The following is a 24,436-nucleotide window of genomic DNA, read 5'->3' as shown; positions in this document are numbered from 1 at the left end:
TGTTAATGTATCAAAGCCACAACATTTACCTTTAGTTTACGGTTTTCAGCTTTGGTTTCTCTCTAAAATCTTATCATTTCACCGTCGCTTCACCGTCAATCGGATGTCGGTTAACCGTCGAAAAGCCTATTTCGACGGTTAACCGACGGTATACCGAGCCTATACCGACGGTAAAATGGTTGTATCAATTGTCATTGATCTGTTATTATGGAGCATGGCTTTCAAAAAAAAGCAATAAATTTCAATGACCCAAAAAGCCCCATGCCACAAATTTTTAGCAAATTTGTAAATGCCTCCAATAAAGAGAAAGCCAACAATAAGAAAGCCAAGCGCCCGTAAAAAAATAAACAAATCTAGCGCTACGAAATGGAAAATAGCGATTGCTGGATTATTATTGGTTTTACTTTCTCCATTTTATTATGGTTATGTATTAAAAGTAGCTTCATCTGCTTGGTTCTGGGTGCGCCATCCAGGCGAAGACAAAAATTACAGAACATATGAGAGTTTTAATATCAAAATTCCAAAGAAACACACTATTCATGGTATTGATGTTTCCTATTACCAAGGAAAAATAGATTGGCAAAAAGTAAAAGCAATGAAGGAGGATGATGTTAAAGTTACCTTCGCTTTCATTAAGGCAACCGAAGGGCTATTAAATGTAGATCCATATTTTCAGCGTAACTGGCGAGAAGCTCCAAAAGCGGGAATAAAAGTTGGTGCTTATCATTTCTTTAGACCAAAACGTTCTGGCCTATGGCAGGCTAATTTTTTCTTGCAAACTGCAAGTTTCGAACAAGGAGATTTACCACCAGTAGTTGATATCGAAAGTTTAGATGGCGTATCAGCAGAAAAGATGCGTAAAGAATTAAATGCCTTTATTATACAGATAGAGCATAAAACAAAAGTTAAACCTATTATTTATTCTGGTTTAAAATTCTATAAAGACCATTTGATGGGTTATTATGATGATTATCCGCTTTGGGTAGCTCATTATTATCAACCAAAGCTTAAACTGCCTAATAAAGCTTGGAATTTTTGGCAACACTCAGATAAAGCTCGGATAAATGGCATCAACCATGTTGTAGATTTTAATGCTTTTAATGGCGACAGCTTAAAGTTTCACCAAATGTTAATTCCATAAAAAAAACCTATCAGGTCATGACAGGTTTTTTTATAGAATATGATGTTGATTTAGTTTCTTGATGCTACATACACATCACAGCTGGTCATGTCAGTTTTTTTAGAATTAAATTTCTCTAAAGCAATTCTAGAAGATTTATCCATATCAATTTTGTATAAATCTGTAGCACCTTTTAAAGTTAATTTTGAAGTATTTTTGATAGAAGTATATAAGTTTTCAGTTTTAGAGTTTAATTCTAATTTAGCAGAGTCTTTTAAAAATACTTGAAGATATTTTAAAGTCAATTCACTATTGGTAAAGACAGTAGCATTATCTGAAGCTTCAATTCTATAAATATCATCAACATAAATAGTGATTTTAGCATCGTGTGCATTATTTTTAGAATCTATATAAACAGAACTACCTACTTTTTTAACAGAAACGTTTCCAGTTCCATCATTGGTGTATAAAACTTTAGCTCGCGGATCTTGGCTAATCGTTACTTCTACGTTGCCACTTATAACTAATTTTTTTACTGATGCAATATTTACAGCGCTTGCCGAAATAGTTGTTCCACTTACTACGTTGTTTGCATAAACTGTTGATGTTGAAAGTGCTAACGCGATTAAGCCAGTAGCAAATAATGTTTTGATTGAAGTTTTCATGATTTCTATAATTTGTTTGTGTTTTGTAGATAAGACGACCACAATCAAAAAAAGTTGCATGCAACTAGGTAGTATTATACGAAAACTTCGTAATTATCGACGAACAGGTTTTTAAAGACGACGAAAAATCTATAAAATATTAAACCACAGGTAAGAGGGATGACCACAGATTAAAATTTTATATATGATTTTACTTATTTTTTTGAATTAAATCTGTGGCTACCACTATTATACAATCCAACTCTCACAAGTTTTTAAAAATTCAGGATCTGCATCTGCGCCAATTCCTATTGTTTCTGGAACAGCTAAAAAATAACCATCATAAGTTAATCCACCAACAACAGGGTCAACCAAATGTCCAAGTAAACAGGTATCCAAATCAAAATAGATGACGTTAGGGCTAGCCAAGGCAAAATGTAAGTTAGCACTCAAAGCAATTCTACTCTCTAGCATACTGCCAATCATACATTTTACACCATGTTGTAAAGCTTCTTCATGTATTTTTTGTGCTTCTAATATCCCGCCAGATTTAGCAAATTTTATATTTAAATATTCACATGCTTTGCTGTTAATTAACTTTCTAGCATCATGGTGGTTATAGCAACTTTCATCAGCCATTAACTTAATAGGAGAATTTAGAGCTAACTCTGGTAATTGATCATCATACCAAGTCCTCATTGGTTGCTCACAGAATTCAATATTTTGCGATTCTAATGCACCCAAAGCAAAAAGCGCATCATCAAAACTCCATCCTTGGTTTGCATCTAAGCGTAAAATCATTTCATCGCCTACCGCTGCCCTTATTTGTTTTACTCGTTCAATATCTTCATCAACTTTTTTTCCGAGTTTAATTTTAATAATCCTGCAACCATTTTTCTGGTACTTTAAAGCAGTTTGTGCCATTCCATTTGGTGTATCAATGCCAATGGTCATATCAGTTTCTATGGTTCTTTTGTACCCACCTAAAAACTGATACAATGGTTGCTTAGCATTTTTAGCTGCAATATCGAATAACGCCATGTCAAAGGCGCTCTTAATTGTTGCATTATGATCAGCATAAGCTAACAGATCTTGCATCCTTTCTGGTATTTCTAAAGGATTTTTGCCTTTAAGAATTTGAGCAAAATCTTTAGCCATTGCTATACAGGTTTCTTGAGTTTCTCCTACAATCATAGGAAAGGCAGAACATTCGCCAACACCATGAATACCAGCATCAGTATAAATTCTTACCAAAACGTTTTGAGCAAAATGCATAGTACCTGTTGCTATTACAAAAGGTTCCATTGGTATGCTAAAGCGATATATTTCTGTATGTGTAATTTTCATATTTGTATTGCGATGAATTCTAATCGTAAAGTTAATTAAAAAAGCAAACCATCATGATTTTCAATCACACAATAAAATAGATTAATCATGATCGCTTCATCACCGTTAAATAACAAAATTACAGCCAGATGAAAAACTAAATCTAAATAGGTTTGTAGATAATTTATAGCTTTACATTTTGTCTCACACTCACTACTCAATTCCATGCAAGAACCTAATAACCTTATTCACGCTTCCTCTCCTTATTTATTGCAACATGCGTATAATCCCGTTGAATGGCATGAGTGGGGGCCGGTAGCATTAGCAAAAGCAAAAAATGAAAATAAGCTTATTTTAGTGAGCATTGGATATTCTGCTTGCCATTGGTGCCATGTGATGGAGCATGAAAGTTTTGAAGATTTTGAAGTGGCCGAAGTGATGAACAAAAATTTTGTTTGCATTAAGGTAGATAGGGAAGAGCGACCAGACATCGATCAAATTTACATGTTGGCCGTACAATTGATGAACGGAAATGGGGGTTGGCCCTTAAATGCAATATGCTTGCCAGATCAAAAGCCGGTTTATGGAGGTACTTATTTTAGGAAAAACGATTGGATTAACATTTTAGAAAATGTAGCAGATCTCTGGAAAAATGAACCAGAAAAAGCAAAAAACTATGCAGAGCGATTAACTGATGGAATCAACCAATCAGAAAAAATAATTCCATCTACAACAGCTGTTGCTTTTGAACAAGCTCAATTAACAGAAATAATAGAACCCTGGAAACGTCATTTTGATATTAATCTTGGAGGATACAATCGTTCGCCAAAATTCCCATTGCCAAATAATTGGAGTTTTTTGCTTCGATATAGCTTTTTGGCGGCAGAAGAAGCAACCTTTATGGCAACTTGCAATACACTTGAGCAAATGGCTATGGGCGGCATTTATGATCAAGTTGGAGGTGGTTTTGCAAGATATTCCGTAGATGACAAATGGCATGTGCCTCACTTCGAGAAAATGCTTTATGATAATGCACAGCTAATAAATTTATATGCCGAAGCCTACCAATGTTTAAAGTTTCAACCATTTGTACAGGTAATAGTAGATAGCATAGATTGGGTTTTTAGAGAAATGAGTGCTGAAAATGGTTTATTCTTTTCTGCTTTAGATGCCGATAGCGAGGGGGTAGAAGGTAAATTTTACGTTTGGGATAAAGTTAGTTTTGATAAGGTTGTTGGAGATGATGCAACCTTAATTGGCGATTATTTTAATGTTACAGTTGAAGGAAATTGGGAAGAAGAAAAAACCAATATCTTAAGAAGGACTTATAGCGATGAAGAGTTTTTAGCTAAACATCAGCTTGATGCTGAAACATTATATGATAAAGTTGCATTGGCTAAAGCAAAGCTATTAGATGAGCGTAGCAAAAGAGTTAGACCAGGGTTAGATGACAAATGTTTAACAGCATGGAATGCAATGATGATTAAGGCCTTGGCCGATGTGTCACAGGTACTAGATTACAAAGAATATTATGATAGAGCAAAATTAGCAGCCGAATTTATTTTAAACAATATGATTACACCGGATGGTGGTTTATATCGCAATTTTAAAAATGGTAAAGCTACGATTATAGGGTTTTTAGATGACTATGCTTTTATGATTGAAGCTTTAATTGCGCTGTATGAGGTTGATTTTAATGAAGAATGGTTAGAAGAAGCAAAATCATTAACAAATTATGTGCTGGCAAATTTTAAAGATGAAGAAAATGATATGTTCTTTTACACGGCAGGTAATGGTGAAGAATTAATTGCACGTAAACATGAAGTTATGGATAACGTAATACCTGCATCTAACTCCGTTATGGCACAGAATTTACAAAAATTAGGTTTATTTTATGATAATGAGAATTATCGAAATCAAGCTTCAAACATGTTAAAATCTGTTTTGCCAAGGATAAAGGCTTATGGCTCTGCTTATTCTAACTGGTGTATCCAACTACTTAATGAAGTTTATGGGATAAATGAAATTGCCTTAGTAGGGGTAGACCTGCAAAATGTTAAAAATGAGCTTAATAAATTCTATATTCCTAATAAAATTACACTGGGCGGAACGAAAAGTGAACTTCCCTTATTAAAAGGTAAAGAAAGCAAGGAAACAAAAATATACGTTTGTGTAAATAAAACCTGTCAGTTACCTGTTAGCACAATTGCTGAAGCGATAAAGTTTATAAATTGATTGTAAAAAACTATAAGTTTAAATTTAGTTAGCTTGCACCATGTTAGAAAAAGAAGAAGGTATTATTGCAAAGAGAAAATCTTTGGTGAAAGAAATAGCTAAACTTAAAAAAGACTATTCAACAATTAGAGATAAAGCTGAAAAACATAGTGCAGTTGCTAAAATTGCAGAAAAGCAAAAGGAATTGGCGCAAATTCGGGACGAATTTATAGATGAGCAAATTAAAAATAGAAGATAAGTTCTTTTAATCAAGCTCATCATGCTGAATTTATTTCGTTGCCAAACCCTATGATGGCGTTCTTTCCAGAAACTCTTATTGTTGGTGGCCATCAACAATACAAGAAACAATTTTGTGAAATTTTGTAATATTTCTTGCAACAATTAATCACGTTTTTTGTTAAACTAATAATTAGGCTATCTTTGCACAAATTATTTAAAGCAAGCATTCAATATCAACAATATTTGCCGAAATAAAACTTGCCAACTGCCAGTAAGTACGGTTGCCGAGGCAGTAAAATTTATCAATTAAAATATTAAGATGAACATTAATTCTAACACGGTAGTGTCTATAACTTATGAACTACACACTACTACTCCAGAAGGTCAGCAAGTTTTTGTTGAAAAAGCAAACGAAGAACAGCCATTAGTATTTTTATACGGCGTAGGTATGATGTTACCTAAATTTGAAGAACATTTAGCTGGCTTAAAAGCTGGTGATGAATATAGTTTTGAACTTTCTCCTGCTGATGGTTATGGAGAATTAGATGCTACTGCTCATGTAGATTTGCCACTTAGTATGTTTAGTGAGGCTGGTGGCGAATTGCCAAATGTTGGTGATGTAATTCCTTTACAGGATAATCAAGGAAATCAATTCCGTGCAGGTGTAACTGGTGTTCACGCAGAACATATTTCAGTAGACTTGAACCATCCTATGGCTGGTAAAAACTTAATTTTTGCTGGTAAAGTTTTATCAGTACGTGAAGCAACTGCTGATGAATTAAGTCATGGTCACGCTCATGGAGCTGATGGTCATTCAGGTCACTAGTTATTAATAAAAATACTATAAAGGCGTTCTTTTTTCGGAGCGCCTTTTTTTGTGCTTAATTTTTTTAGAAAGCAATGCCAGTTTTTTATAGGTGTAGTTCGGTCCCGCTATCCGTTCCAATCTTTTACCCCTAAATCCCGCTGTGGCCGTATTTGGTAAAAGTATTTACACTGCTATTGGGTTTATAAACTTCTAATTTGGTGCTATGAGGGGTTGCATTTGCCAAAAACCAGTAGCTTTGTGATTTAAACCCGATTATATAAATGCCATTTTTAATGGCAGTAAGAAAAGCGGAGCTTGCTAAGCTATAAAACACCAACTAACGTTTTCAAAATCATTTTTTAGGCATTATTTTAATCATAAAGCCTCTTAAAATTTACTACAAAGCTTTTCCGCCAACTAAGCTAATTGGAGGGTTGTCCATTGCATTAGCAGTACTTAGCTTTAATGTGCCTTTTATTTTTACTGTTTGGTAAGTAAATTTAATTGGTTCTTTCAATTCTACTTGAACCATAATTGGAACTCCATTTTTACCACAATAAAAACATTGATTGATGGGGAGTGTGCTCAACATGAATTTAGTTTGCTTCATTCCATCTTTAATTGGAACAATATAACCTTCTAATTCAAATGGCTTGTTGGCATATTTTTTTATCTCATTGCCAAAAATGGCATACATTTCAGTTTCTTTAACTGTTTTAAAATCTACGCTTCCTATTACATCCCAGTTGGTAGATAGGATTTGATCACTAGGGTCATGCTGTGCTTTTGCTCCAAAGCCAAAACCTGCAAGTAGTATAATGATTAAACTTAATTTTTTCATAGTATTTAATTCTTAGCTAATATCTTCGAAATGTTCGAACTGTAAGCTTGTATCGCCGGAATAATTGATGCAAATATACCAATACCTAATCCAGCAAGCAATAAGTAGAATTCACTTGTAATAAAAATGCTACCACTTAATTTTGCCTGGCTACTTTCTTGATAGTTGCCTATTAACTCTAAAACAAAATGTCCTAATGCTATTCCAATAATTGTACCAGCAATAGTTACTATAAGTCCTTCAAGTATCACAATAACAAATAATTTAGATCTTGATGCTCCTAAGGTTCGCATAACAGCTAAATCGTAATTTCTTTCTTTTAATGAATTGTACAAATTTACGAAAACACTAATTGCAGCGATAAGCATAATCAAAACGGCAAACCATTGTAAAGTATCTACACCTACACCAATTAGAGAGAAAAGCCTCGTGCTTTCCATAGCTGGTGATGCCGATTGTAAACTTGTCATTTGATTTACCATTCGCGGAAACATTGCTACAGACATTGGTGAACGATACTGGATTAATAGCGAAGTAATTTCTCTGTTTTGGATTTCTACAGCCTCTTCTTTCCCATGGTCATGTTCTTCGTCTTCCTTTTGTTCATGAGGTTCCTCATGCATTTTCCAAATGCTTGCAATATTTGTTAGAATTAGGTTGTCAGTTACATTGCCTTGTGGTGCTAATATTCCTACCACCTTATATTTATGATCTTTATGCTGATCTTTATTTTCGGTTAATCCATGTGCTCCATAAAAAGTGTCACCAACTTTTAGATTTTGTTCTTTTGCTACTATAGAACCAATTGTTGCTTCTAAATCAGCTTTCCAAAATTTTCCACTTTGTGTTTTTAGGCTATAAAGACTAACAAAGTTACTATCCGTACCAACAATTCTAACCCCATTGTAATTATCGCCTAAGGCTAGAGGAGTAGCTCTTTTTACAAATGGATTTTTCGACAATTCATTAGCCTCTTTTAATGGAATGTTTCCAGTTGGGAAATCGATGTAATAGATGCTACTCAATATCAATTGTAATGGGCTTCCCTTAGCACCAACTACTAGGTCAATATCTTTTGAGTTGTTGTTTAGTTTATCTTCAATTTGACTAGAAGCCAAAAGTAAAATTGTTAAAATGCTAGTTCCAAATGCAATTAACATGATATTTAGCCATGCCGATAAAGGTTTAGACCATAAACTTTTCCAACTTATTTTTAATGGGCTCATACTAAATTATAAGTGTTAGTGAAGGCATCTTTAACTCTTTTATCATGCGTAGCAACTATTAAAGTAGCCTTATTTAATCCAGATTGTTGAATTAACAACTGCAGAACTGATTCTGCATTTTTATCATCTAAGCTAGAAGTTGGTTCATCTGCAATAAGTAAAGCCGGTTTATTAATTACGGCTCTAGCAATAGATACCCGTTGCAATTGCCCTTGGCTTAACTCATTTGGATAGGCATTTTTTTTATGTAGAATGTCTAATGATTCTAAAACCTCATCAATTCTTCTATGGTCCTCAGGTAATTGGGCAAAGCTTTGGGCTAACAATAAGTTTTCGGCAATGGTTAAGCTTTTTATTAAGTGTGGGCGTTGGAAAATAATGCCAATGTTACGGCCTCTAAATTGATCTAGGTTTTTGCTAGATAAATTGTAGATCGAAGTATCACTAACGCTAACTTCACCATGCTGTGGTTTTAAAATACCAGTTAATATGTGTAACAATGTAGTTTTTCCACTTCCAGATTCTCCTAAAAGCAACCATTGTTCACCATCATTAATTTGCCAGTCTTTAAAGCTGAGTTGTTGATTATTGTTGTAACTATGGGCAACAGATTTGATTGAAATCATCTATTTGATTTTGCTTTTTGTTTCTCTTTACAAAAATAAGAGATGATAATGATTTGAAGATTTTATCTTGTAAAGTATTTGCTACTACTAAATATTAATTCATTTTCTTAACTTGGCATAAAGCAAGGCAATGAAAGTATTTCTGCTAACAGTTGTTTTTATAATTTTTATACTTTACATCTTGTATCGTACTTATATTGGGTATACAATCCTGCGTAAAAAAAGAAAATATAATAAATCGAAGGACTTGTTAGAGTGGCAAATAAATCAAGATCCCATTTCAAGACTCTTTAGATTTGGAACTTTTAAAAAAATTGAAATTAAAGAATACGATTACAAAATTTTAAAAAATGAAGTGGTAGGAGATAAAAACAAAAATAAGAACCAAGATATATGAGTTTAAAAATCTTGCTATTGATTACAGCAATTCCATTGCTTATCGTTTTATTAATTTATCGCTATCGCCATTGGCATAACTATGTAAATGATAGAGAATACAGGGGGAAAAAGCTTAAAAAGTTTGCTGAAAAGATAGAACATAAAAAAAAGCCTTGACTAATCATCAAGGCTTTCTGTATATAAGTATATTCTATTTGTAAATCTCTTCTCTTAACTTAGCAACATCTTCACTATTGATGTAATCATCATAAGTCATCATTCTATCAATGCTTCCTTTAGGTGTAAGTTCGATAATTCTTGTTGCCACAGATTCAGTTAGCGCATGATCTCGCGAAGTAAATAATGCTGTACCTCTAAAATCTTTCATTCCGTTATTTAGGGCCGTAATAGATTCTAAATCCAAGTGATTGGTTGGTTCATCAAACATTAAGAAATTGGCATGTTGTAACATCATTCTAGAGAACATGCAGCGCATCTTTTCACCTCCCGAAAGTACTTTAACGTTTTTAAGTACTTCTTCTCCAGAGAAAAGCATTCTACCTAAAAAGCTTCTTACAAATTGCTCATCAGCATCAGTTCCAGAATATTCACGTAACCAATCAACTAAATTTTCATCCTTTCCTTCAAAATAATCAGAGTTATCATTCGGAATGTCTGCTGGGCTAATCGTTACACCAAATTTAAATTCTCCAGTATAATTTTTATCCCTTCCAGACAGTATATTATAAAAAGCGGTAGTTGCTAAACTATTTTGAGAAAGAACAGCAACTTTATCACCTTTATTAACCATAAAGGTTACATTTTTAAACAAAACTTCGCCATCATTACCAACTTTAGTTAATCCTTCAACTTGCAAAATTTGGTCGCCTGCTTCTCTACCTAAATTATTAAATAAAATAGCTGGGTATTTTCTGCTAGATGCTTTAATTTCAGAGATGTCAATTTTATCTAAAGCCTTTTTACGTGAAGTTGCTTGTTTACTTTTAGAAGCATTTGCGCTAAAGCGTTGAATAAACTCCTGAAGTTCTTTAACTTTTTCTTCTAGTTTTTTATTCTGATCGCTACGTTGCTTTAACGCCAACTGACTACTTTCATACCAGAAAGTATAGTTACCAGAATAAATGTTCATTTTACTGAAATCTATATCCACAATATGGGTACAAACTGCATCTAAAAAGTGCCTATCATGGCTTACTACCAATACAATAGCTTGATAATCTGCTAAGAAATTTTCTAACCAAGCAATAGTGTCAATGTCCAAATCGTTGGTAGGCTCATCTAATAATAAAATATCAGGGTTACCAAATAAAGCTTGTGCCAATAAAACACGTACTTTTTGGTTACCATCTAATTCTTTTAACTGCTTATAGTGATAATCTTCTTTAATACCCAAATTGCTTAACAAAGTAGCTGCATTGCTTTCCATGTTCCAGCCATCTTTTTCAGCAAAAAGATTTTCTAATTCGCCAGCACGTTCACCATCTTTATCACTAAAATCTTCTTTCAAATAGATTGCATCTTTCTCAATCATGATGTCGTACAATTCCTTGTGACCCATCATTACTGTTTCAATTACTGTATTTTCATCAAACTCATAGTGGTTTTGCTTTAAAACAGCCATGCGTTCGCCTGGTGTAAAAGCTACTGAACCAGATGTTTGGTTCACTTCACCACTTAAAATTTTTAGAAAGGTAGATTTACCTGCGCCATTGGCACCAATTACACCATAGCAATTGCCTTGTGTAAATTTTAGGTTAACATCTTCAAAAAGAGTGCGTTTGCCGTAACGAAGGGAAAGGTTAGAAACTGAAATCATATTGCTTAGAAATAAAATGCAAAGGTACGGAAAAAGGTTGAGGCTAGAAAGGTAGAGGTAAAAAGGTTTTAATTTCTTTGGTAAATGAATGACGTTTTTGTGAAGAGTTGGTTTGGTTTTGCTAACTATTCATGAGTAGCTAAAATAAAGGACAAAAAAAAAGCAATCCGAAGATTGCTTTTTAAAAGTCATTCGAAGTTAGTAGTTCCAAACAAATCTTTGTTTACCTGCACCATTAGATGAAAATTCCATTTTGGCTTGCACTTTAAATTCAGCCTCTACATCTTTACCATTATAGGTAGAAGGAATCCAGTCAATATCAAAATCAATATTTTTAGTATTAATGTTATAGGCATATCTCTCTCCTTTATGTGAATAAGAAGCAACATATTTAACATCTTTTGCAGATTTTACCGTAGCAATAATTGTAATATCAATGGGCTGATTGTAAATGATAATCTCTTTTGGATATGAAGCCTTTGCCGCCTCAGTCAATAAAGAAGTATATTGATCTATTGAGCAAATAGGAAATGGCGCAGAAGCATTCTTTGCAAACTCTTCGTTTTTATCCGTAATGGTAATGTCCGCTTTTTTAATAGCAACAGTATCAAGATATAACATCTTTTTTAAATCATAGTTATATCTCATAAAAACAGTTTTATCGCTGTTAAATGCGTACCAGTTACCGCTTCTTTTTTCTTCTTTGTAAGTTCCTCTTATCCAAACATTCTTTTGAGTATTTTCTACAAAATAAGCTCCTTCTAATTTATTTTTCTCGTTAACGTTATAAGTTAATCTTGAATTATCCGAAAGTATTTTTGTTTTTTGTACTGAATTATCTGGATTAATAATCGAAGCGATCAATGCCCCTGATATTAATATTGGATATAATATTGTTTTCATAATAAATAGTTTAATTAAATTCACTTAAAGTTAAGTATTAAAATATTGATGAGCAAATTTTTATGGAAAAAACTAAGATTATAGTTTTAATTGGTAATGCCATTAGTAAAGAGAAGGTTGGGGCTTTTTGTAAACGATTGGCAATTTATTATGGCTTAGGCAGCCCCACTTACCGCTTTACTCGCCCGAAGAAAATCAGGTTCATGTTCGCTACAATTGGGTTTGTTTTACAAATGGAGAAGCTTTTGGCAAATTGCTTAAACCCAAAGTTTAAATTAGCAAAACTAATTTACCGTTAACCGATTTTTACTCAATGTAATTTTTGTAATTTAGTAGTACACACAAAATGAAAACGAGATGAAAAAATTAATGTTAGGCATTATTATGTCTACAATTTCCATGGCTTACGGCCAAACTACTCAATACAAATATAAAGTAGATTTCTTTGGCGATACCATATTGGTTGATGAGAAAGATAATACCATCGGCAAGCAAAAGAAAGATTTTTTTGGGAATACCATTGTAGTTGATAAAGATGGCAAAACCATCGCCAAGCAAAAACAAGATTTTTTCGGCAATACGATTTTAGAAAATGAAGCGGGTAAAATTATCGGGAAGCAAACTAAGGATTTTCATGGTAGTACAATACTCAATACTGAAAAAGGCCAAAGTTTAGAAAAAGATAGAGATGACCATTTCGGAGGAATAGTACCTGGAAATGGAAAAAAGGAAATAGTAACTAAACAAAAAATCGATGTTTTTGGTAGTACTATAATTGAAGATGATCGTGGCAATATTATAGGTGTTCACAAGAAAGATATTTTTGGTAATTTGGTTATAGAAGATGGGAATGGCCGTACAATTGGTAAGCAAAAAATCGATTCATTTGGAAATATAATCATCGAGGATGAAAGAGGTAATCTTATATCAAAACAAAAAGTTGATATTTTCGGGAACACAGTCATAGAAGATAAAAACGGTAAGAAAATTGGCACGTATAAAAAAGATATTTTCGGGAATAAAGTATTCGTTCCAGAAAATTAAAGCCATACACGTTGGTAACTAGTTTACAATTTGGTTTAATTAATTATTTAAAAAAGTTTCTGCGCTAAAAGTGGGCATTAAGCAAAATCGTTAAATCTGAGCATGGAAAGGGAACAACTTCTTGCAGCAATTAAAACAACTTTAAATAAAACAAAAGTTAACGATCTTACTAAAATTGCTGCCGAAAATAATTTCTCCATCAAAGAATTAATAGACCTTACATTTCACAAAGAAGATCAAATTGCTTTTAGGGCATCTTGGATTTTAGAAAACATATATATTAGTCATATAGAAAGATTTGTACCACATACAGCATATTTCCTAAGTGTATTCTCAACTCAAAATAATCTTTCTTGTCGCAGGCATTATGGTAAAATTTTAGCTTTACTGACTAGTAGGAGGAGTCCTTTAGCTATAAAAGAATTAATCGAAAAGCATAATACTGAACAACTAGTAGAAACAGTTTTTAGTTGGTTAATTGATGAAAAAGTTCCTGTAGCCATTAAATCTCATTGTTTAAATATTTTGGCTAACTTAAATGCTAAGCATAATTGGATAAAAGATGAACTGCTACAAACCATGGATTTTCTAGTGGATAAAGAAAGTATTGCTTTTTATGCCAAAGCAAAACAGATTAGAAAGCAGCTAAAATAGTTGGTAGCAACAGTTAAAATTGCAATTACAATGCAACAGTAAAGCAATAAAACCATCTTTTATCAAAATTAGCATCTTAATGTTTTAATTTTGGATATGAGTAATTACGAAGTTTTATCAAACATCATCAAAAATAGGAGAAGTATTTTTCCAATAAGTTATATTCAAAAAGAAATTCCGGTTGCTGTAATTGAGCAAATATTAGAAAATGCAAATTATGCCCCAACTCATAAATTAACCCAACCGTGGCGCTTTGTGGTTATGAGAAAAGAAGCAAAAGGTAGGTTAGGAGCAACATTAGGTGATTTATACAAAAGTAATGTTCCTGAAAATCAATTCTTGCAGAAAAAGCATGCTAGTTTTTCTGAGAAGGCTAATCAGGCAGATTGCATTTTAGCCATCAATATTCAGTTTCACCCAAATGAATTACCTGCATGGGAGGAAATTGCTGCAGTAGGGTGTGCGGTTCAGAATATGGCATTAACTGCAGAGGCATTAGGTGTTGGAGCGTATTGGAGCTCGCCACCATTAATTGATGATTTGGGAGATTTTCTTGGTCTTGCCGAAAATGAAAAGTGTTTTGGACTTTTTTATATGGGCTATCATAATGAGGAATCAAGAAATGCGAATAGAACACCCATTACCGAAAAAGTTAAATGGCTTGAAAAGTAATTCCTTCTTAACATTTACTAAACAATAAACCACTATTGAACAATTGAATATTTTTGATATATTTAAGCTAGTCCAACCAAATAAAATATGCAAGAAATTAAATCTTCCTTATATCAACTCTGTTTAAAATTTATTAATGAACGCATAGAAACTGCAGAAACAGCTTTGAAACAAGCCCGTGAAGCTAGTAATGACGATACGAAAAGTAGTGCTGGAGATAAGTACGAAACCAGTAGAGAAATGATGCAACAAGATATTGATCGAAATAAAAGATTGTTAATTGATGCTGAAGAAAACCAGAAAGTGCTCGCATCGTTAAAAGATATGCCTCATTCAGATTCGGCAAGAAACGGAAGTCTAGTAGTTACAGATCAGGGGAAATTCTATTTGAGCATTAGTGCAGGTCAATTACACTTAAAAGATGAGAGCATTTTTGCTATTTCTGCTGTTTCTCCTATCGGGAAGCTGCTGTTAGGTAAACAGAAAGGTAGCTCTTTTGACTTTAACGGTAAGAAATATCAGATTAAAGAGGTGATATAAGTTATTTGTCATTCTGAGCCTGCTAAGAATCTATTTTTAGAACTCATTTAATAGATTCTTCGTTTTACTCAGAATGACAAATCGGCTAAAAACTATTCTTAATGCTGTTGCTTAAAGTTTTTGGACTCCAATATCCGCTAGCAATTATTCTTCTAATAGTAAACAATGGATCTTTTTCATCACGTTTTGTTGATAATTGATAAGCCATTCTAAACCCACGTTTTTTAAGCTGTGGGATACCTTCTGCATTCCATAACCCAAATGGATAAGCAAATTCTGTTATTTTCTTGCCAGTAATTTCTTCCAATCTTTTTGTTGGTTTATCCAATTGCTCTTCCCAATCTTTTCCAGCATATTTTTTGAAGTTTTTGTGGTCGTATGTATGGCTGCCAATTATATTTCCTTCGTCAGAAAGTTTCTTAATTTGATCTGAAGACATGTAATCAACAAATTTTCCTTTTTTTCCAATTGAAACTGTCATTATAAAATAAACAGCTTTATATCCATGTTTTTTCAAAATAGGATTAACAGTTGTGAATTGATCTAAATCTGTATCATCAAAAGTTAACATAATTGGTTTAGAGGGCAATTTAGCTCCTTCATTTAAATAAGCATAAAGTTGATCTGGCAAGATAGTATGGTAACCACTATCAGCCAACATTTTAATCTGATCTTTAAAATTCTGAACTTCTACAATATAATCTTTCCCAACTTTTCCATCTCTTTCTTTCCAATTTCTAACTTGGTGATAACATAAAATAGGTACTTGTTTACGAGCTAAGATTGTTTTTGCATCAGCCACTTTCACTTTACTGGCATCAACTTTTGGAGTAGATTCTCCTTCTGCATTTGCTACATTTTCTGTATTGTCTTTGGTTTCTCCATTTGGAGATTGTGATTTAGACTGGCAACCAAGTGTTAAAATCAACGCTGTTGCAATGAGAGTTAAAAAGTTCTTGTTCATAGTAAATTGTATTGTGCAAAACTATGAAAAGCCAATAGATTTATGTTAGAAATCTTTCACACTGTGGATAAATTCTTTAATGTTCACTAATTTAAGAAGTGTTATAAATTTTTCTATCTGCATTATTACAAATAAATCAGCCAGTAAATACACTTTATTAAATAAATTAGGCTTTTTATTTACCATTCAACAATCATCAATGAAGAAATTCTACTTTATCTTGTCTATGATTTCGATTTTAGGCACTGCTAACGTTGTTGCACAAACTAAAACAATATCATTAACAGAAACAACACAAACTCCAGAAAAGGCAAACTATCAGGCAGCTGCTCGTTTCTCACCAGCTAAACTGAGAAAAATTATTTACTCTACAGCAGTAGACCCACATTGGTTAAAACTCACAAACAGATTTTGGTATCAATACGAAACACCAAATGGGAAACAATGGTATATTGTTGAGCCAGCAACGAGAAGTAAAAAAGTGCTTTTTGACAATAATAAGTTGGCTTCAGAAATTACCATGATTATCCGTGACCCTTTTGATGCGCAACATTTACCTATTGAAAACCTGAAATTTGCAAAAGATGAAAAAAGCATCAATTTCGAAATTAAAAGTACAATTGAAGAGCTAAAAAAAGATAGAAAAGATAAAAAAGCAGCTGATTCTATGCAAAAGAAAATCTTTTCTTTCAATTACGAATTGGCTACTAACAAATTAACTGAAGTTAAAAACTACGAAAAACCTAAAGCTAAACCATCTTGGGGTTCTGTAGCGCCAGATTCATCGGCAATAATTTTCTCTCGTAATTACAATTTATACTGGATGGATAAAGAGAACTACAAAAAAGCTGTAAAAAATGAAGAGGATAGTACAATTGTAGAACACCAGTTAACTAAAGATGGTGTAAAATTTTATTCTTATGGTAGTGATGGAGATGGTGAAGACAATGAAATTGTTGTAAAAAATGACAAGAAGAGGCGTGGTGCTTATGTACTTTGGTCGCCAGATTCGAAACACTTTGTTTTAGACAGAACAGATTCTAGAAAAGTAAAAGATTTATGGGTAATTAATAGTACAGCTACAGGTAGACCAACTTTAGAAACCTACAAATATCAAATGCCAGGTGAAAAGGAATCGCCAATCGATGAATTTATCCTATTCAACTTTGCAACTAAAACTTATAAAACAATAAATACCACCGCATTCAAAGATCAGAGCATTTCTACATGGGGTAAGGAATCATTGGTAAAAGATAGAGACAATGAATTTAGACCATCAATTTGGTTGGGAGATAATAGTAAATTTTATTTTTCACGTACCAGTAGAGATTTAAAAAGAATTGATATCTGTACAATAGACATCAACACCTTAAAAGTAATGCCACTAATTGACGAACGTTTTAATACTTATGTAGAAGTGCAACGCCCAGGACTAATTGATGGTGGCAATGAAATTATACACTGGAGTGAGCGTGATGGTTGGGGACATTTCTATTTATTTGATGGGAATGGAAAATTGAAAAACCAAATCACTTCTGGTGCATTTCATTGTGAAGGAATTGTAAATATTGATCAGAAAAATAGAAAACTTTATTTCACAGCAAATGGACGTGAAGCTAAAGAAGATCCATATTTTATGCACTTATACAGCATTAATTTTGATGGCAGTGGAATGAAATTAATTAACGCTGGCGATTTTGACCATTCGGCCAGTATGAATGACGAAGCTAGGTTTGTGATTGATAATTTCTCTAGGGTAAACACTATTCCTAAATCAGTTTTACTTGATAATTTAGGCAACAAAGTGATGGATTTAGAAACAGCAGATTTATCATTATTGATGACGACAGGGTACAAATTTCCCGAACCTTTTAAAGTGAAGGCAGATGATGGCATAACCGATATTTATGGGGTAATGTACAAACCATTTAATTTTGATCCGAGTAAAAAATATCCAATTATAGAATATGTTTACCCAGGCCCACAAACTGAAGCGGTAAATAAATCATTTGGTAGAAGCATGGATAGAATGGATCGATTGGCGCAACTGGGTTATATTGTAATAACTGTTGGAAATAGGGGTGGACATCCGGCTCGTTCTAAATGGTATCATACTTATGGTTACGGAAACTTACGTGATTATGGTTTGGCAGATAAAAAAGCCGCTATTGAGCAGTTAGCAGACAAGTATTCTTTTATTGACGCAAATAGGGTAGGTATAACGGGTCATTCTGGTGGTGGCTTTATGTCTACAGCAGCTTTATTGGTATATCCAGATTTCTTTAAAGTTGCTGTTTCTGCTGCAGGTAATCACGATAATAGTATTTACAATCGCTGGTGGAGTGAAAAACATCATGGTGTTAAGGAAATTGTTTCTGCTAAAGGCGATACTACTTTTAAATATGCAATTGATAAAAATCCAGATTTAGCTAAAAACCTTAAGGGTCATTTGCTATTAATGCATGGCGATATGGATAATAATGTAAATCCTGCAAACTCAATTAGAGTGGCAAATGCACTAATTAAAGCTGGTAAAAGATTTGATTATATGATTGTTCCTGGTCAACGCCATGGCTTTGGCGATATGACAGAATATATGTTCTGGCGTTTAGCAGATTATTTTAATAATTATTTATTGGGAGATTTTTCTCAATCTGTAAATGTTAACATTACAGAGATGGATAGGGAAGTTGAACGAAAACAATAACCAATAAAAAAAGTTCCAATTGCAATGCCCCCAAAAAGTTAGACACTTATTGGGGGCATTTTTATTTGACGTAATTATGTAGAAACATAGCCTTTAACCTTTAGTTAAATTTCTAAATTTGCCCTATAAACGAATGCGAATGAACACTTCTACACCAAAAATACTAGCTGAACAAACAGTTTTACCAATACTCTTTGCCCTTAGCTTTTCTCATTTATTAAATGATACGATACAATCTTTAATACCGGCAATCTATCCAATTATAAAAAGTAGCTATCATTTAAGTTTTACCCAAATAGGTTTAATCACATTAACTTTTCAAATGGCAGCTTCCTTATTTCAACCGTTTGTTGGTTTATATACAGATAAAAAGCCTCAACCATTTTCATTGGCAACAGGAATGGGGTTTACACTTATAGGTTTAGTTACACTTTCTCAATCATCTAGTTTTTATATAATTTTATTGTCTGTAGCTTTAATAGGGACAGGTTCTTCGATTTTTCATCCAGAAGCTTCGAGAATGGCCCATGCTGCATCTGGAGGAAAAAGAGGTTTGGCACAATCGGTTTTCCAACTGGGAGGTAATGCTGGAAGCTCTTTAGGGCCATTGTTAGCTGCCTGGATTATTGTTCCTTATGGACAGTTTAGTGTTGTGTGGTTCTCACTAATTGCTTTATTGGCAATGGTAGTTTTAACTTATGTGGGTAATTGGTACAAGGGTTATTTAATTAGATTAAGAGAGAATGTTAAAAGTCAGGCAAAAAGTATTGGTCATAATTTGAGCAAAAGAAGAGTTGTTTTTGCGATTTCAATTTTATTGATCCTTATTTTCTCAAAGTATTTTTACATGGCCAGCTTAACAAGCTATTTCACATTTTATCTAATTCAGAAATTTCATGTTTCTGTACAAACCTCACAGATTTACTTATTTATATTTCTTTTTTCGGTTGCAGCTGGAACATTAATTGGTGGCCCAATTGGTGATAAAATCGGTCGTAAGTATGTGATATGGGCTTCTATTTTAGGCACTGCACCATTTGCTTTATTGTTGCCTCATGCTAATTTATTTTGGACAGGTATTTTAATTGTTCCCATCGGGATGATCCTAGCATCAGCTTTTTCTGCAATTTTAGTGTATGCCCAAGAATTAATCCCTGGAAAGGTAGGCTTGGTAGCAGGTCTGTTTTTCGGCTTTGCATTTGGGATGGGTGGTATTGGCTCTGCATTGCTTGGTAAATTGGCAGATTCAACTAGTATCACCTATGTTTATAATGTTTGTGCATTTTTACCTTTAATAGGTTTACTAACGGCTTTCTTACCTAATTTAACAAATACCAAAAAGATATAAGCGAAGGCATTAGTATGAAATGTTTAATTGCGACGGTTTTTTATGACTTAATTTTTCTAACTTCAATAATTAACTAAAAACAATTTTATGTATCGTAAAATACTATGTTTATTAACAGTTGCGGTTTATTTTTCATCCTGCCAACAAGCTTCACAAACTGGTGCTGATTCTTCTGATTCAGTTGCATTAAAAGCAATAAATGATACTGCTTTATCAAAACACATTGCTGTATTAGCCTCTGACGATTTTGAGGGCAGAAAACCATTTACTGTTGGTGAAACAAAAACAATCAACTATTTAGAGGCAGAATTTAAAAAGCTAGGCTTAAAACCAGGTAATGGTGATAGTTATTTTCAGGAAGTACCTATGGTTGATATCAGTTCTAAACCTAGCGATTTAGTAATTAAAACTGCTGCTGGAAATACTGCTACCACTTTAAAATATTTAGATGATTTTGTAGGGGCAAGCAGGCATGTAACAACCCAAATTAAAGTAGAAAACTCTGATATGGTTTTTGCTGGATATGGAATTGTAGCACCAGAATACAAGTGGAATGATTATGAAGGTTTAGATGTAAAAGGTAAAACTGTAGTAGTAATGGTTAATGATCCAGGATTTTTAGATTCTACTTTATTTAAAGGTAAAACAATGACCTACTACGGGCGTTGGACTTACAAATTTGAAGAAGCTGCGAGACAAGGTGCAACAGGCGTGATTATCATTCATGAAGACAAAGCTGCAAGTTATCCTTGGGCAGTGGTAAGAAGTGGTTGGTCTAAATCAAAATTGTATTTAGAAGCTGCTGATGGAAATAAATCAAGAGCATTAATGGAGGGTTGGATTACCCAAGATGTAGCAAAAGCAATGTTTAAAATGGCTGGTAAATCTGATGACTTGATGAAACAAGCAGGGAAAATCGGATTTAAACCTGTTGATTTAGGTTTAAAACTCTCTACTACAATTGATAATACCATTAAAAAATCTGTGTCACACAACGTGGTTGCAGTTTTACCTGGAGCGAAAAGAGCAGAGGAATATATTATTTATTCTGGCCACTGGGACCATTTAGGCAAAGGAGAAGCTGTTAACGGTGATTCTATTTATAATGGAGCAGTTGACAATGCAACTGGAACAGCAGCATTGCTGGTTTTAGCAGATGCATTTAAGAAAGCTAAGCAGCAACCAGAACGTTCAATTATGTTCTTAGCTGTAACCGCTGAAGAGCAAGGACTATTAGGCTCGGAGTATTATGGCTCTCATCCATTAGTTCCGGTAAATAAGACAGTGGCTAACATCAACATTGATGCACTACAAGCTAGTGGAAAGACAAGAGATATCATTGCTGTGGGTTTCGGACAATCGGAATTAGAAGATTATTTAGTTGAAGCTGCTAAAAAGCAGGGTAGGGTTGTCGTTAAAGACAGTAATCCTTCGGCAGGTTATTACTTTAGGTCAGATCATTTCAACTTTGCAAAAGTGGGTATACCTGCTTTATATACAGAAACAGGCGATGATAATGTTGCACAAGGTTTAACTTACGGAAAAGCACAGAAAGAAGATTATACTAAAAATAGATATCACGCCCCAGCGGATAATTTTGAACCAGCTAAATGGGATTTTTCTGGTATGGTAGAAGATATAAGATTACTATTTAGCGTTGGGTATCGCTTGAGCAATGAAACTACATTCCCTGGATGGAAAGAGGGTTCTGAATTTAAAGCAATAAGAGAGAAAAGTATGAGGTAAATTGCTGAATTAACTATCAGGTATTATTACTTGATAGTTAATTTTAGCGTGCTAAAACCCAAATTTCCCTCAGTATCTGTTCCTTCTAACCAAACAGTATAAGTGCCTTTTTTATCTGCAGAAAAGAAGGATATATGAGCTTCTCCAGTGGTATTGGTTAAAATATTTGGGTTCCAATAAATTGTAGATCTATAATCTGGATACTTATCAGTCTTTGTAGCACTGGTGTATCTCGGGCTATAAAACATTTTGTTACTACCGTAGTTAATAGGCTTTAATAAATAAATATTAGCTGATTTTTTTAGAAAAGGTCCAGCTCCTGTTTTTGTTGTAATTTCTATAAATGAATACATTCTTTCATCCATAGGGTGCATGAACTCAGATTTATATTTGAAACTGTAACCATCAGAAAGCACTTCAATTCCTCTAATATCTTCTGCATTATAATAATCAAGATAAGCCTTGACATAATCGTAATATTCTTGACTATTACCTGAGGATCCTGATGGAGAATAGAAAAAATCGATTTCAATTCCATCAAAAATGAACTTTGCTTGATCACTGTTTACAAAAAAATCTCTGATGTTAGATTTTCTCCTAGTTCCTTCTCTAAATCCTTTTACTTTTTCTTGTAGTGCCTGAAGAAGTGTCTTTTTATATATTGGCGCTAAGCTTTCTTCTGTAAGAATTTGCGATGCCATTCCCGCACCATTTAAATTCTTAGAACCTCTGATTACTTTTTTGCCAGTTATTTTCACTTCTCTTAACAATATTCCATTTTTTAAGGCAGCTTGATAAACTTGATTTTTTGTAGCTATTCGCTCTACTGCAATGCTATCTACTATTTCATTTTCTTCATCAATATTCTTTTTAGCAATATTGATCGATGGCCTTTCAAAAGTATTAACCTCAATACCCAAAGTACCCGTTTTCCCTTTTGCATTTAATGCCTGAATGATAAATGAGGAGCTATCTAATAAGGGTAGCTTATCAAAAACGAATTCTCCATTTTGATTGGTTAGAGTATCCATTATAACAGTTGGTTTATTTTTGCCAAGCATGGTGATTTTTGCATTTGTGCTTGGCTTATTCATAATATTTGTGACCTTTCCACTAATGGTATATTCTTTTTCGGCTTTGAATATTGGTTTTTTGCTTAAATTCCAATTGTAGCTTACCCAACCCTGGGTTAACATTAATGCATCTAAATCATTAAATGTCTGTTCGTTTTTCTGGTTAAAATAATATCCAGGTTTTTCAATTTCACCTTTCAGGTCAGCAGTCATTAAAAGATAGGTTAAGATATTCTCATCATTTAAAGTGTCTTTCGTTACTTGGTTATCATCGGTAACTACCATAGAAAAAGAAGCAGCAACCGGTTTTCCAGTAATGTCGGTTACGTTAATCTGAATTGGAATACTGTCTCTAACGCCATATGTTAATACTTTCGAACTTGTTTTAACTTGTAATTGATCATTAAAATTGAGGAAGAAATTTCTTTCATTTAGCACTTGTTTTTTGTCGTTCATTAAAACAATTTGTGCAACACCTGTTGGAAAGATATTTTTCGAAACCTTGATAGTCTTTCTTTGCACATTAGCATTAATGTGTGCGATGAAACATAATACACCTCGAGCCTGTCCAACTAAAGTAAGTGGTTGGTTTTGCAAAGTAGAAATAAGGGTGATTGATAATGAATCAGATTTATTGGTATTTCCAAGTTGTATTGTAGTTCCATTTAATTGGGGTTTGGGACGAACTTTTGTAAATGAAAAATTATCAGCAACTACTGCAGTATACACTTCAGTTGATTGTGGCACCATGGTAAAATAACCCATCCCACGGGAATTCGACTTAAAGCTTGTGATTTTATTTCGTCTCGAATCTAAGATTTCACCTTTAACTTCAATGCCTTTTCCAGCTTTATCAATTGCCTTAAAAGCCATTTTTTGTTGTAAATCAGCAAGCCATGACCCACTCTCCGGTAAAAATTGTATATCAATTTCCGATTTAGAACTCTTGTTAGTTGTTGGTGTTGAAGGTTTTTTTTCAGTTGTTATTTGGCCTTTAACAACTTTTATAGGTATAGGAGCATCAACTGATAAAATTTTAATCTCCTTTTTAAAGATGTAGGTATCTCCAAAATTCATTATCCAATTAGTGTAGGCCCTAAAAATATAATTACCAGGCGGATATCTTTCTTCTTTTAATGCAAATGCCCCCCAAGTTAGGCCTAACGCAGTTGGTAAGCTTAAGGTTTCTACTACTTCGCCATTGGCATTTATCATTTCTGTATAAATTAAACCGCTTAACTGAGAGTAGGAGTTAAGAGTAGCGTTCACTAAGTACCCTTTAAACCAAATTGTATCTTGTGGTAAATAAGTGGTTTTATCAAAATGGATATAAAGTTTTTCTCTCGGAGCAACTTTCCTAATGCTATCATACTCCTTAATTATTTTCGCTCGCTGGTTAATGATTTGAGCCGATGCGGTTTGAAAAAAGGTTAATACGAACAACACCAAATAGAAAAGGGCTTTAAGATGATTTTTTTGCATTAAGCTAAAGTTATAAAACTAAATTACAACTAATTGCTAAAAT

22 protein-coding genes are annotated in these 24,436 nt (G+C 33.4%); 13 read left to right on the top strand and 9 right to left on the bottom strand.

Annotation, left to right across the window (positions count from 1 at the left end):
• The first annotated feature begins 289 nt into the window (after window positions 1-289).
• Window positions 290-1,141 (top strand): glycoside hydrolase family 25 protein, encoded by an 852-nt coding sequence (locus FA048_RS11335; RefSeq protein WP_136840902.1) that lies wholly within the window; start codon window positions 290-292, stop codon window positions 1,139-1,141.
• Between the two features lie 50 nt (window positions 1,142-1,191).
• Here the strand turns inward: FA048_RS11335 and FA048_RS11330 are convergent, their stop codons facing one another.
• Together FA048_RS11330 and FA048_RS11325 are read right to left on the bottom strand one after the other, a co-directional pair.
• Entirely contained in the window at window positions 1,192-1,785 is a 594-nt protein-coding gene (locus tag FA048_RS11330) for a GIN domain-containing protein (protein WP_136840900.1), read from the bottom strand.
• Window positions 1,786-2,013: 228 nt separating this feature from the next.
• Window positions 2,014-3,111 carry a mandelate racemase/muconate lactonizing enzyme family protein gene (locus FA048_RS11325; RefSeq protein WP_136840898.1) on the bottom strand — a complete coding sequence of 366 codons (1,098 nt, stop codon included), beginning with the start codon at window positions 3,109-3,111 and terminating at the stop codon, window positions 2,014-2,016.
• 204 nt (window positions 3,112-3,315) lie between these two features.
• Between FA048_RS11325 and FA048_RS11320 the strand changes: the two genes are divergently transcribed.
• From FA048_RS11320 to FA048_RS11310, 3 genes are all read left to right on the top strand, one after another.
• Window positions 3,316-5,325, top strand: coding sequence for a thioredoxin domain-containing protein (locus FA048_RS11320; RefSeq protein ID WP_136840896.1), 2,010 nt, complete (start codon window positions 3,316-3,318; stop codon window positions 5,323-5,325).
• A 40-nt stretch (window positions 5,326-5,365) separates the two neighbouring features.
• Entirely contained in the window at window positions 5,366-5,563 is a 198-nt protein-coding gene (locus FA048_RS11315; protein ID WP_136840894.1) for a hypothetical protein, read from the top strand.
• A 300-nt stretch (window positions 5,564-5,863) separates the two neighbouring features.
• On the top strand, window positions 5,864-6,370 hold the full coding sequence (locus tag FA048_RS11310) for an FKBP-type peptidyl-prolyl cis-trans isomerase (RefSeq protein ID WP_136840892.1): 507 nt from the start codon (window positions 5,864-5,866) through the stop codon (window positions 6,368-6,370).
• A 379-nt stretch (window positions 6,371-6,749) separates the two neighbouring features.
• Here the strand turns inward: FA048_RS11310 and FA048_RS11305 are convergent, their stop codons facing one another.
• From FA048_RS11305 to FA048_RS11295, 3 genes are read right to left on the bottom strand one after another with little or no spacing between them, the layout of a single operon-like run.
• Window positions 6,750-7,193 carry a hypothetical protein gene (locus FA048_RS11305; RefSeq protein ID WP_136840890.1) on the bottom strand — a complete coding sequence of 148 codons (444 nt, stop codon included), beginning with the start codon at window positions 7,191-7,193 and terminating at the stop codon, window positions 6,750-6,752.
• Window positions 7,194-7,198: 5 nt separating this feature from the next.
• Window positions 7,199-8,419 (bottom strand): ABC transporter permease, encoded by a 1,221-nt coding sequence (locus FA048_RS11300; protein ID WP_136840887.1) that lies wholly within the window; start codon window positions 8,417-8,419, stop codon window positions 7,199-7,201.
• The gene (locus FA048_RS11295; RefSeq protein WP_136840885.1) at window positions 8,416-9,045 is read right to left on the bottom strand and encodes an ABC transporter ATP-binding protein; all 630 of its coding nucleotides are present in this window, start codon (window positions 9,043-9,045) and stop codon (window positions 8,416-8,418) included. The genes FA048_RS11300 and FA048_RS11295 overlap by 4 nt, the downstream gene beginning before the upstream one ends.
• A 393-nt stretch (window positions 9,046-9,438) precedes the next feature.
• Between FA048_RS11295 and FA048_RS19735 the strand changes: the two genes are divergently transcribed.
• Window positions 9,439-9,600 carry a hypothetical protein gene (locus tag FA048_RS19735; protein ID WP_169306861.1) on the top strand — a complete coding sequence of 54 codons (162 nt, stop codon included), beginning with the start codon at window positions 9,439-9,441 and terminating at the stop codon, window positions 9,598-9,600.
• A 34-nt stretch (window positions 9,601-9,634) separates the two neighbouring features.
• Here the strand turns inward: FA048_RS19735 and FA048_RS11290 are convergent, their stop codons facing one another.
• Both FA048_RS11290 and FA048_RS11285 read right to left on the bottom strand, forming a co-directional pair.
• Complete coding sequence (locus tag FA048_RS11290; protein ID WP_136840883.1) at window positions 9,635-11,260, bottom strand: ABC-F family ATP-binding cassette domain-containing protein; 1,626 nt, start codon at window positions 11,258-11,260, stop codon at window positions 9,635-9,637.
• A gap of 198 nt (window positions 11,261-11,458) precedes the next feature.
• Window positions 11,459-12,163, bottom strand: coding sequence for a hypothetical protein (locus tag FA048_RS11285; RefSeq protein ID WP_136840881.1), 705 nt, complete (start codon window positions 12,161-12,163; stop codon window positions 11,459-11,461).
• 62 nt (window positions 12,164-12,225) lie between these two features.
• Here FA048_RS11285 and FA048_RS11280 point away from each other — a divergent pair, with 62 nt between their 5' ends.
• From FA048_RS11280 to FA048_RS11260, 5 genes are all read left to right on the top strand, one after another.
• Window positions 12,226-12,462, top strand: coding sequence for a hypothetical protein (locus tag FA048_RS11280; protein ID WP_136840879.1), 237 nt, complete (start codon window positions 12,226-12,228; stop codon window positions 12,460-12,462).
• A gap of 58 nt (window positions 12,463-12,520) precedes the next feature.
• A complete protein-coding gene (locus FA048_RS11275) occupies window positions 12,521-13,207 on the top strand; it encodes a hypothetical protein (RefSeq protein WP_136840877.1) in 687 nt (228 codons plus the stop codon).
• Window positions 13,208-13,309: 102 nt separating this feature from the next.
• Window positions 13,310-13,861 (top strand): hypothetical protein, encoded by a 552-nt coding sequence (locus FA048_RS11270; protein WP_136840875.1) that lies wholly within the window; start codon window positions 13,310-13,312, stop codon window positions 13,859-13,861.
• 96 nt (window positions 13,862-13,957) lie between these two features.
• Window positions 13,958-14,533: a nitroreductase family protein gene (locus tag FA048_RS11265; RefSeq protein ID WP_136840873.1), complete on the top strand. Its 576-nt coding sequence runs from the start codon at window positions 13,958-13,960 to the stop codon at window positions 14,531-14,533.
• A gap of 87 nt (window positions 14,534-14,620) precedes the next feature.
• Window positions 14,621-15,073 carry a GreA/GreB family elongation factor gene (locus FA048_RS11260; RefSeq protein WP_136840871.1) on the top strand — a complete coding sequence of 151 codons (453 nt, stop codon included), beginning with the start codon at window positions 14,621-14,623 and terminating at the stop codon, window positions 15,071-15,073.
• A gap of 85 nt (window positions 15,074-15,158) precedes the next feature.
• On the opposite strand, the gene FA048_RS11255 is transcribed toward FA048_RS11260, so the two are convergent.
• Window positions 15,159-16,037, bottom strand: a complete 879-nt coding sequence (locus tag FA048_RS11255; RefSeq protein ID WP_136840869.1) for a polysaccharide deacetylase family protein — start codon at window positions 16,035-16,037, stop codon at window positions 15,159-15,161.
• Window positions 16,038-16,236: 199 nt separating this feature from the next.
• On the opposite strand from FA048_RS11255, the gene FA048_RS11250 reads away from it, so the two are divergent.
• The 3 genes from FA048_RS11250 to FA048_RS11240 all read left to right on the top strand — a co-directional run bounded on the left by FA048_RS11250 (window position 16,237) and on the right by FA048_RS11240 (window position 21,838).
• Window positions 16,237-18,744, top strand: coding sequence for a S9 family peptidase (locus FA048_RS11250; RefSeq protein ID WP_136840867.1), 2,508 nt, complete (start codon window positions 16,237-16,239; stop codon window positions 18,742-18,744).
• Window positions 18,745-18,883: 139 nt separating this feature from the next.
• On the top strand, window positions 18,884-20,092 hold the full coding sequence (locus FA048_RS11245; RefSeq protein ID WP_136840865.1) for an MFS transporter: 1,209 nt from the start codon (window positions 18,884-18,886) through the stop codon (window positions 20,090-20,092).
• Between the two features lie 87 nt (window positions 20,093-20,179).
• Window positions 20,180-21,838: a M28 family metallopeptidase gene (locus FA048_RS11240; RefSeq protein ID WP_136840863.1), complete on the top strand. Its 1,659-nt coding sequence runs from the start codon at window positions 20,180-20,182 to the stop codon at window positions 21,836-21,838.
• A gap of 26 nt (window positions 21,839-21,864) precedes the next feature.
• Here the strand turns inward: FA048_RS11240 and FA048_RS11235 are convergent, their stop codons facing one another.
• Window positions 21,865-24,393: a carboxypeptidase-like regulatory domain-containing protein gene (locus FA048_RS11235; RefSeq protein ID WP_136840861.1), complete on the bottom strand. Its 2,529-nt coding sequence runs from the start codon at window positions 24,391-24,393 to the stop codon at window positions 21,865-21,867.
• Window positions 24,394-24,436 lie beyond the last annotated feature (43 nt).

Origin of the sequence: Pedobacter polaris (assembly GCF_005116505.1) — a bacterium.
GTDB lineage: Bacteria > Bacteroidota > Bacteroidia > Sphingobacteriales > Sphingobacteriaceae > Pedobacter > Pedobacter polaris.
The sequence above is the reverse complement of the archived record's forward strand: the minus strand, read 5'-3'. Positions and strand labels throughout refer to the sequence as shown.

Bases quoted from the DNA above. Each gene is read 5' to 3' on its own strand.
- FA048_RS11335 (WP_136840902.1), top strand. From the start codon at position 290: ATGCCTCCAATAAAGAGAAAGCCAACAATAAGAAAGCCAAGCGCCCGT.
- FA048_RS11330 (WP_136840900.1), bottom strand. From the start codon at position 1,785: ATGAAAACTTCAATCAAAACATTATTTGCTACTGGCTTAATCGCGTTA.
- FA048_RS11325 (WP_136840898.1), bottom strand. From the start codon at position 3,111: ATGAAAATTACACATACAGAAATATATCGCTTTAGCATACCAATGGAA.
- FA048_RS11320 (WP_136840896.1), top strand. From the start codon at position 3,316: ATGCAAGAACCTAATAACCTTATTCACGCTTCCTCTCCTTATTTATTG.
- FA048_RS11315 (WP_136840894.1), top strand. From the start codon at position 5,366: ATGTTAGAAAAAGAAGAAGGTATTATTGCAAAGAGAAAATCTTTGGTG.
- FA048_RS11310 (WP_136840892.1), top strand. From the start codon at position 5,864: ATGAACATTAATTCTAACACGGTAGTGTCTATAACTTATGAACTACAC.
- FA048_RS11305 (WP_136840890.1), bottom strand. From the start codon at position 7,193: ATGAAAAAATTAAGTTTAATCATTATACTACTTGCAGGTTTTGGCTTT.
- FA048_RS11300 (WP_136840887.1), bottom strand. From the start codon at position 8,419: ATGAGCCCATTAAAAATAAGTTGGAAAAGTTTATGGTCTAAACCTTTA.
- FA048_RS11295 (WP_136840885.1), bottom strand. From the start codon at position 9,045: ATGATTTCAATCAAATCTGTTGCCCATAGTTACAACAATAATCAACAA.
- FA048_RS19735 (WP_169306861.1), top strand. From the start codon at position 9,439: ATGAGTTTAAAAATCTTGCTATTGATTACAGCAATTCCATTGCTTATC.
- FA048_RS11290 (WP_136840883.1), bottom strand. From the start codon at position 11,260: ATGATTTCAGTTTCTAACCTTTCCCTTCGTTACGGCAAACGCACTCTT.
- FA048_RS11285 (WP_136840881.1), bottom strand. From the start codon at position 12,163: ATGAAAACAATATTATATCCAATATTAATATCAGGGGCATTGATCGCT.
- FA048_RS11280 (WP_136840879.1), top strand. From the start codon at position 12,226: ATGGAAAAAACTAAGATTATAGTTTTAATTGGTAATGCCATTAGTAAA.
- FA048_RS11275 (WP_136840877.1), top strand. From the start codon at position 12,521: ATGAAAAAATTAATGTTAGGCATTATTATGTCTACAATTTCCATGGCT.
- FA048_RS11270 (WP_136840875.1), top strand. From the start codon at position 13,310: ATGGAAAGGGAACAACTTCTTGCAGCAATTAAAACAACTTTAAATAAA.
- FA048_RS11265 (WP_136840873.1), top strand. From the start codon at position 13,958: ATGAGTAATTACGAAGTTTTATCAAACATCATCAAAAATAGGAGAAGT.
- FA048_RS11260 (WP_136840871.1), top strand. From the start codon at position 14,621: ATGCAAGAAATTAAATCTTCCTTATATCAACTCTGTTTAAAATTTATT.
- FA048_RS11255 (WP_136840869.1), bottom strand. From the start codon at position 16,037: ATGAACAAGAACTTTTTAACTCTCATTGCAACAGCGTTGATTTTAACA.
- FA048_RS11250 (WP_136840867.1), top strand. From the start codon at position 16,237: ATGAAGAAATTCTACTTTATCTTGTCTATGATTTCGATTTTAGGCACT.
- FA048_RS11245 (WP_136840865.1), top strand. From the start codon at position 18,884: ATGAACACTTCTACACCAAAAATACTAGCTGAACAAACAGTTTTACCA.
- FA048_RS11240 (WP_136840863.1), top strand. From the start codon at position 20,180: ATGTATCGTAAAATACTATGTTTATTAACAGTTGCGGTTTATTTTTCA.
- FA048_RS11235 (WP_136840861.1), bottom strand. From the start codon at position 24,393: ATGCAAAAAAATCATCTTAAAGCCCTTTTCTATTTGGTGTTGTTCGTA.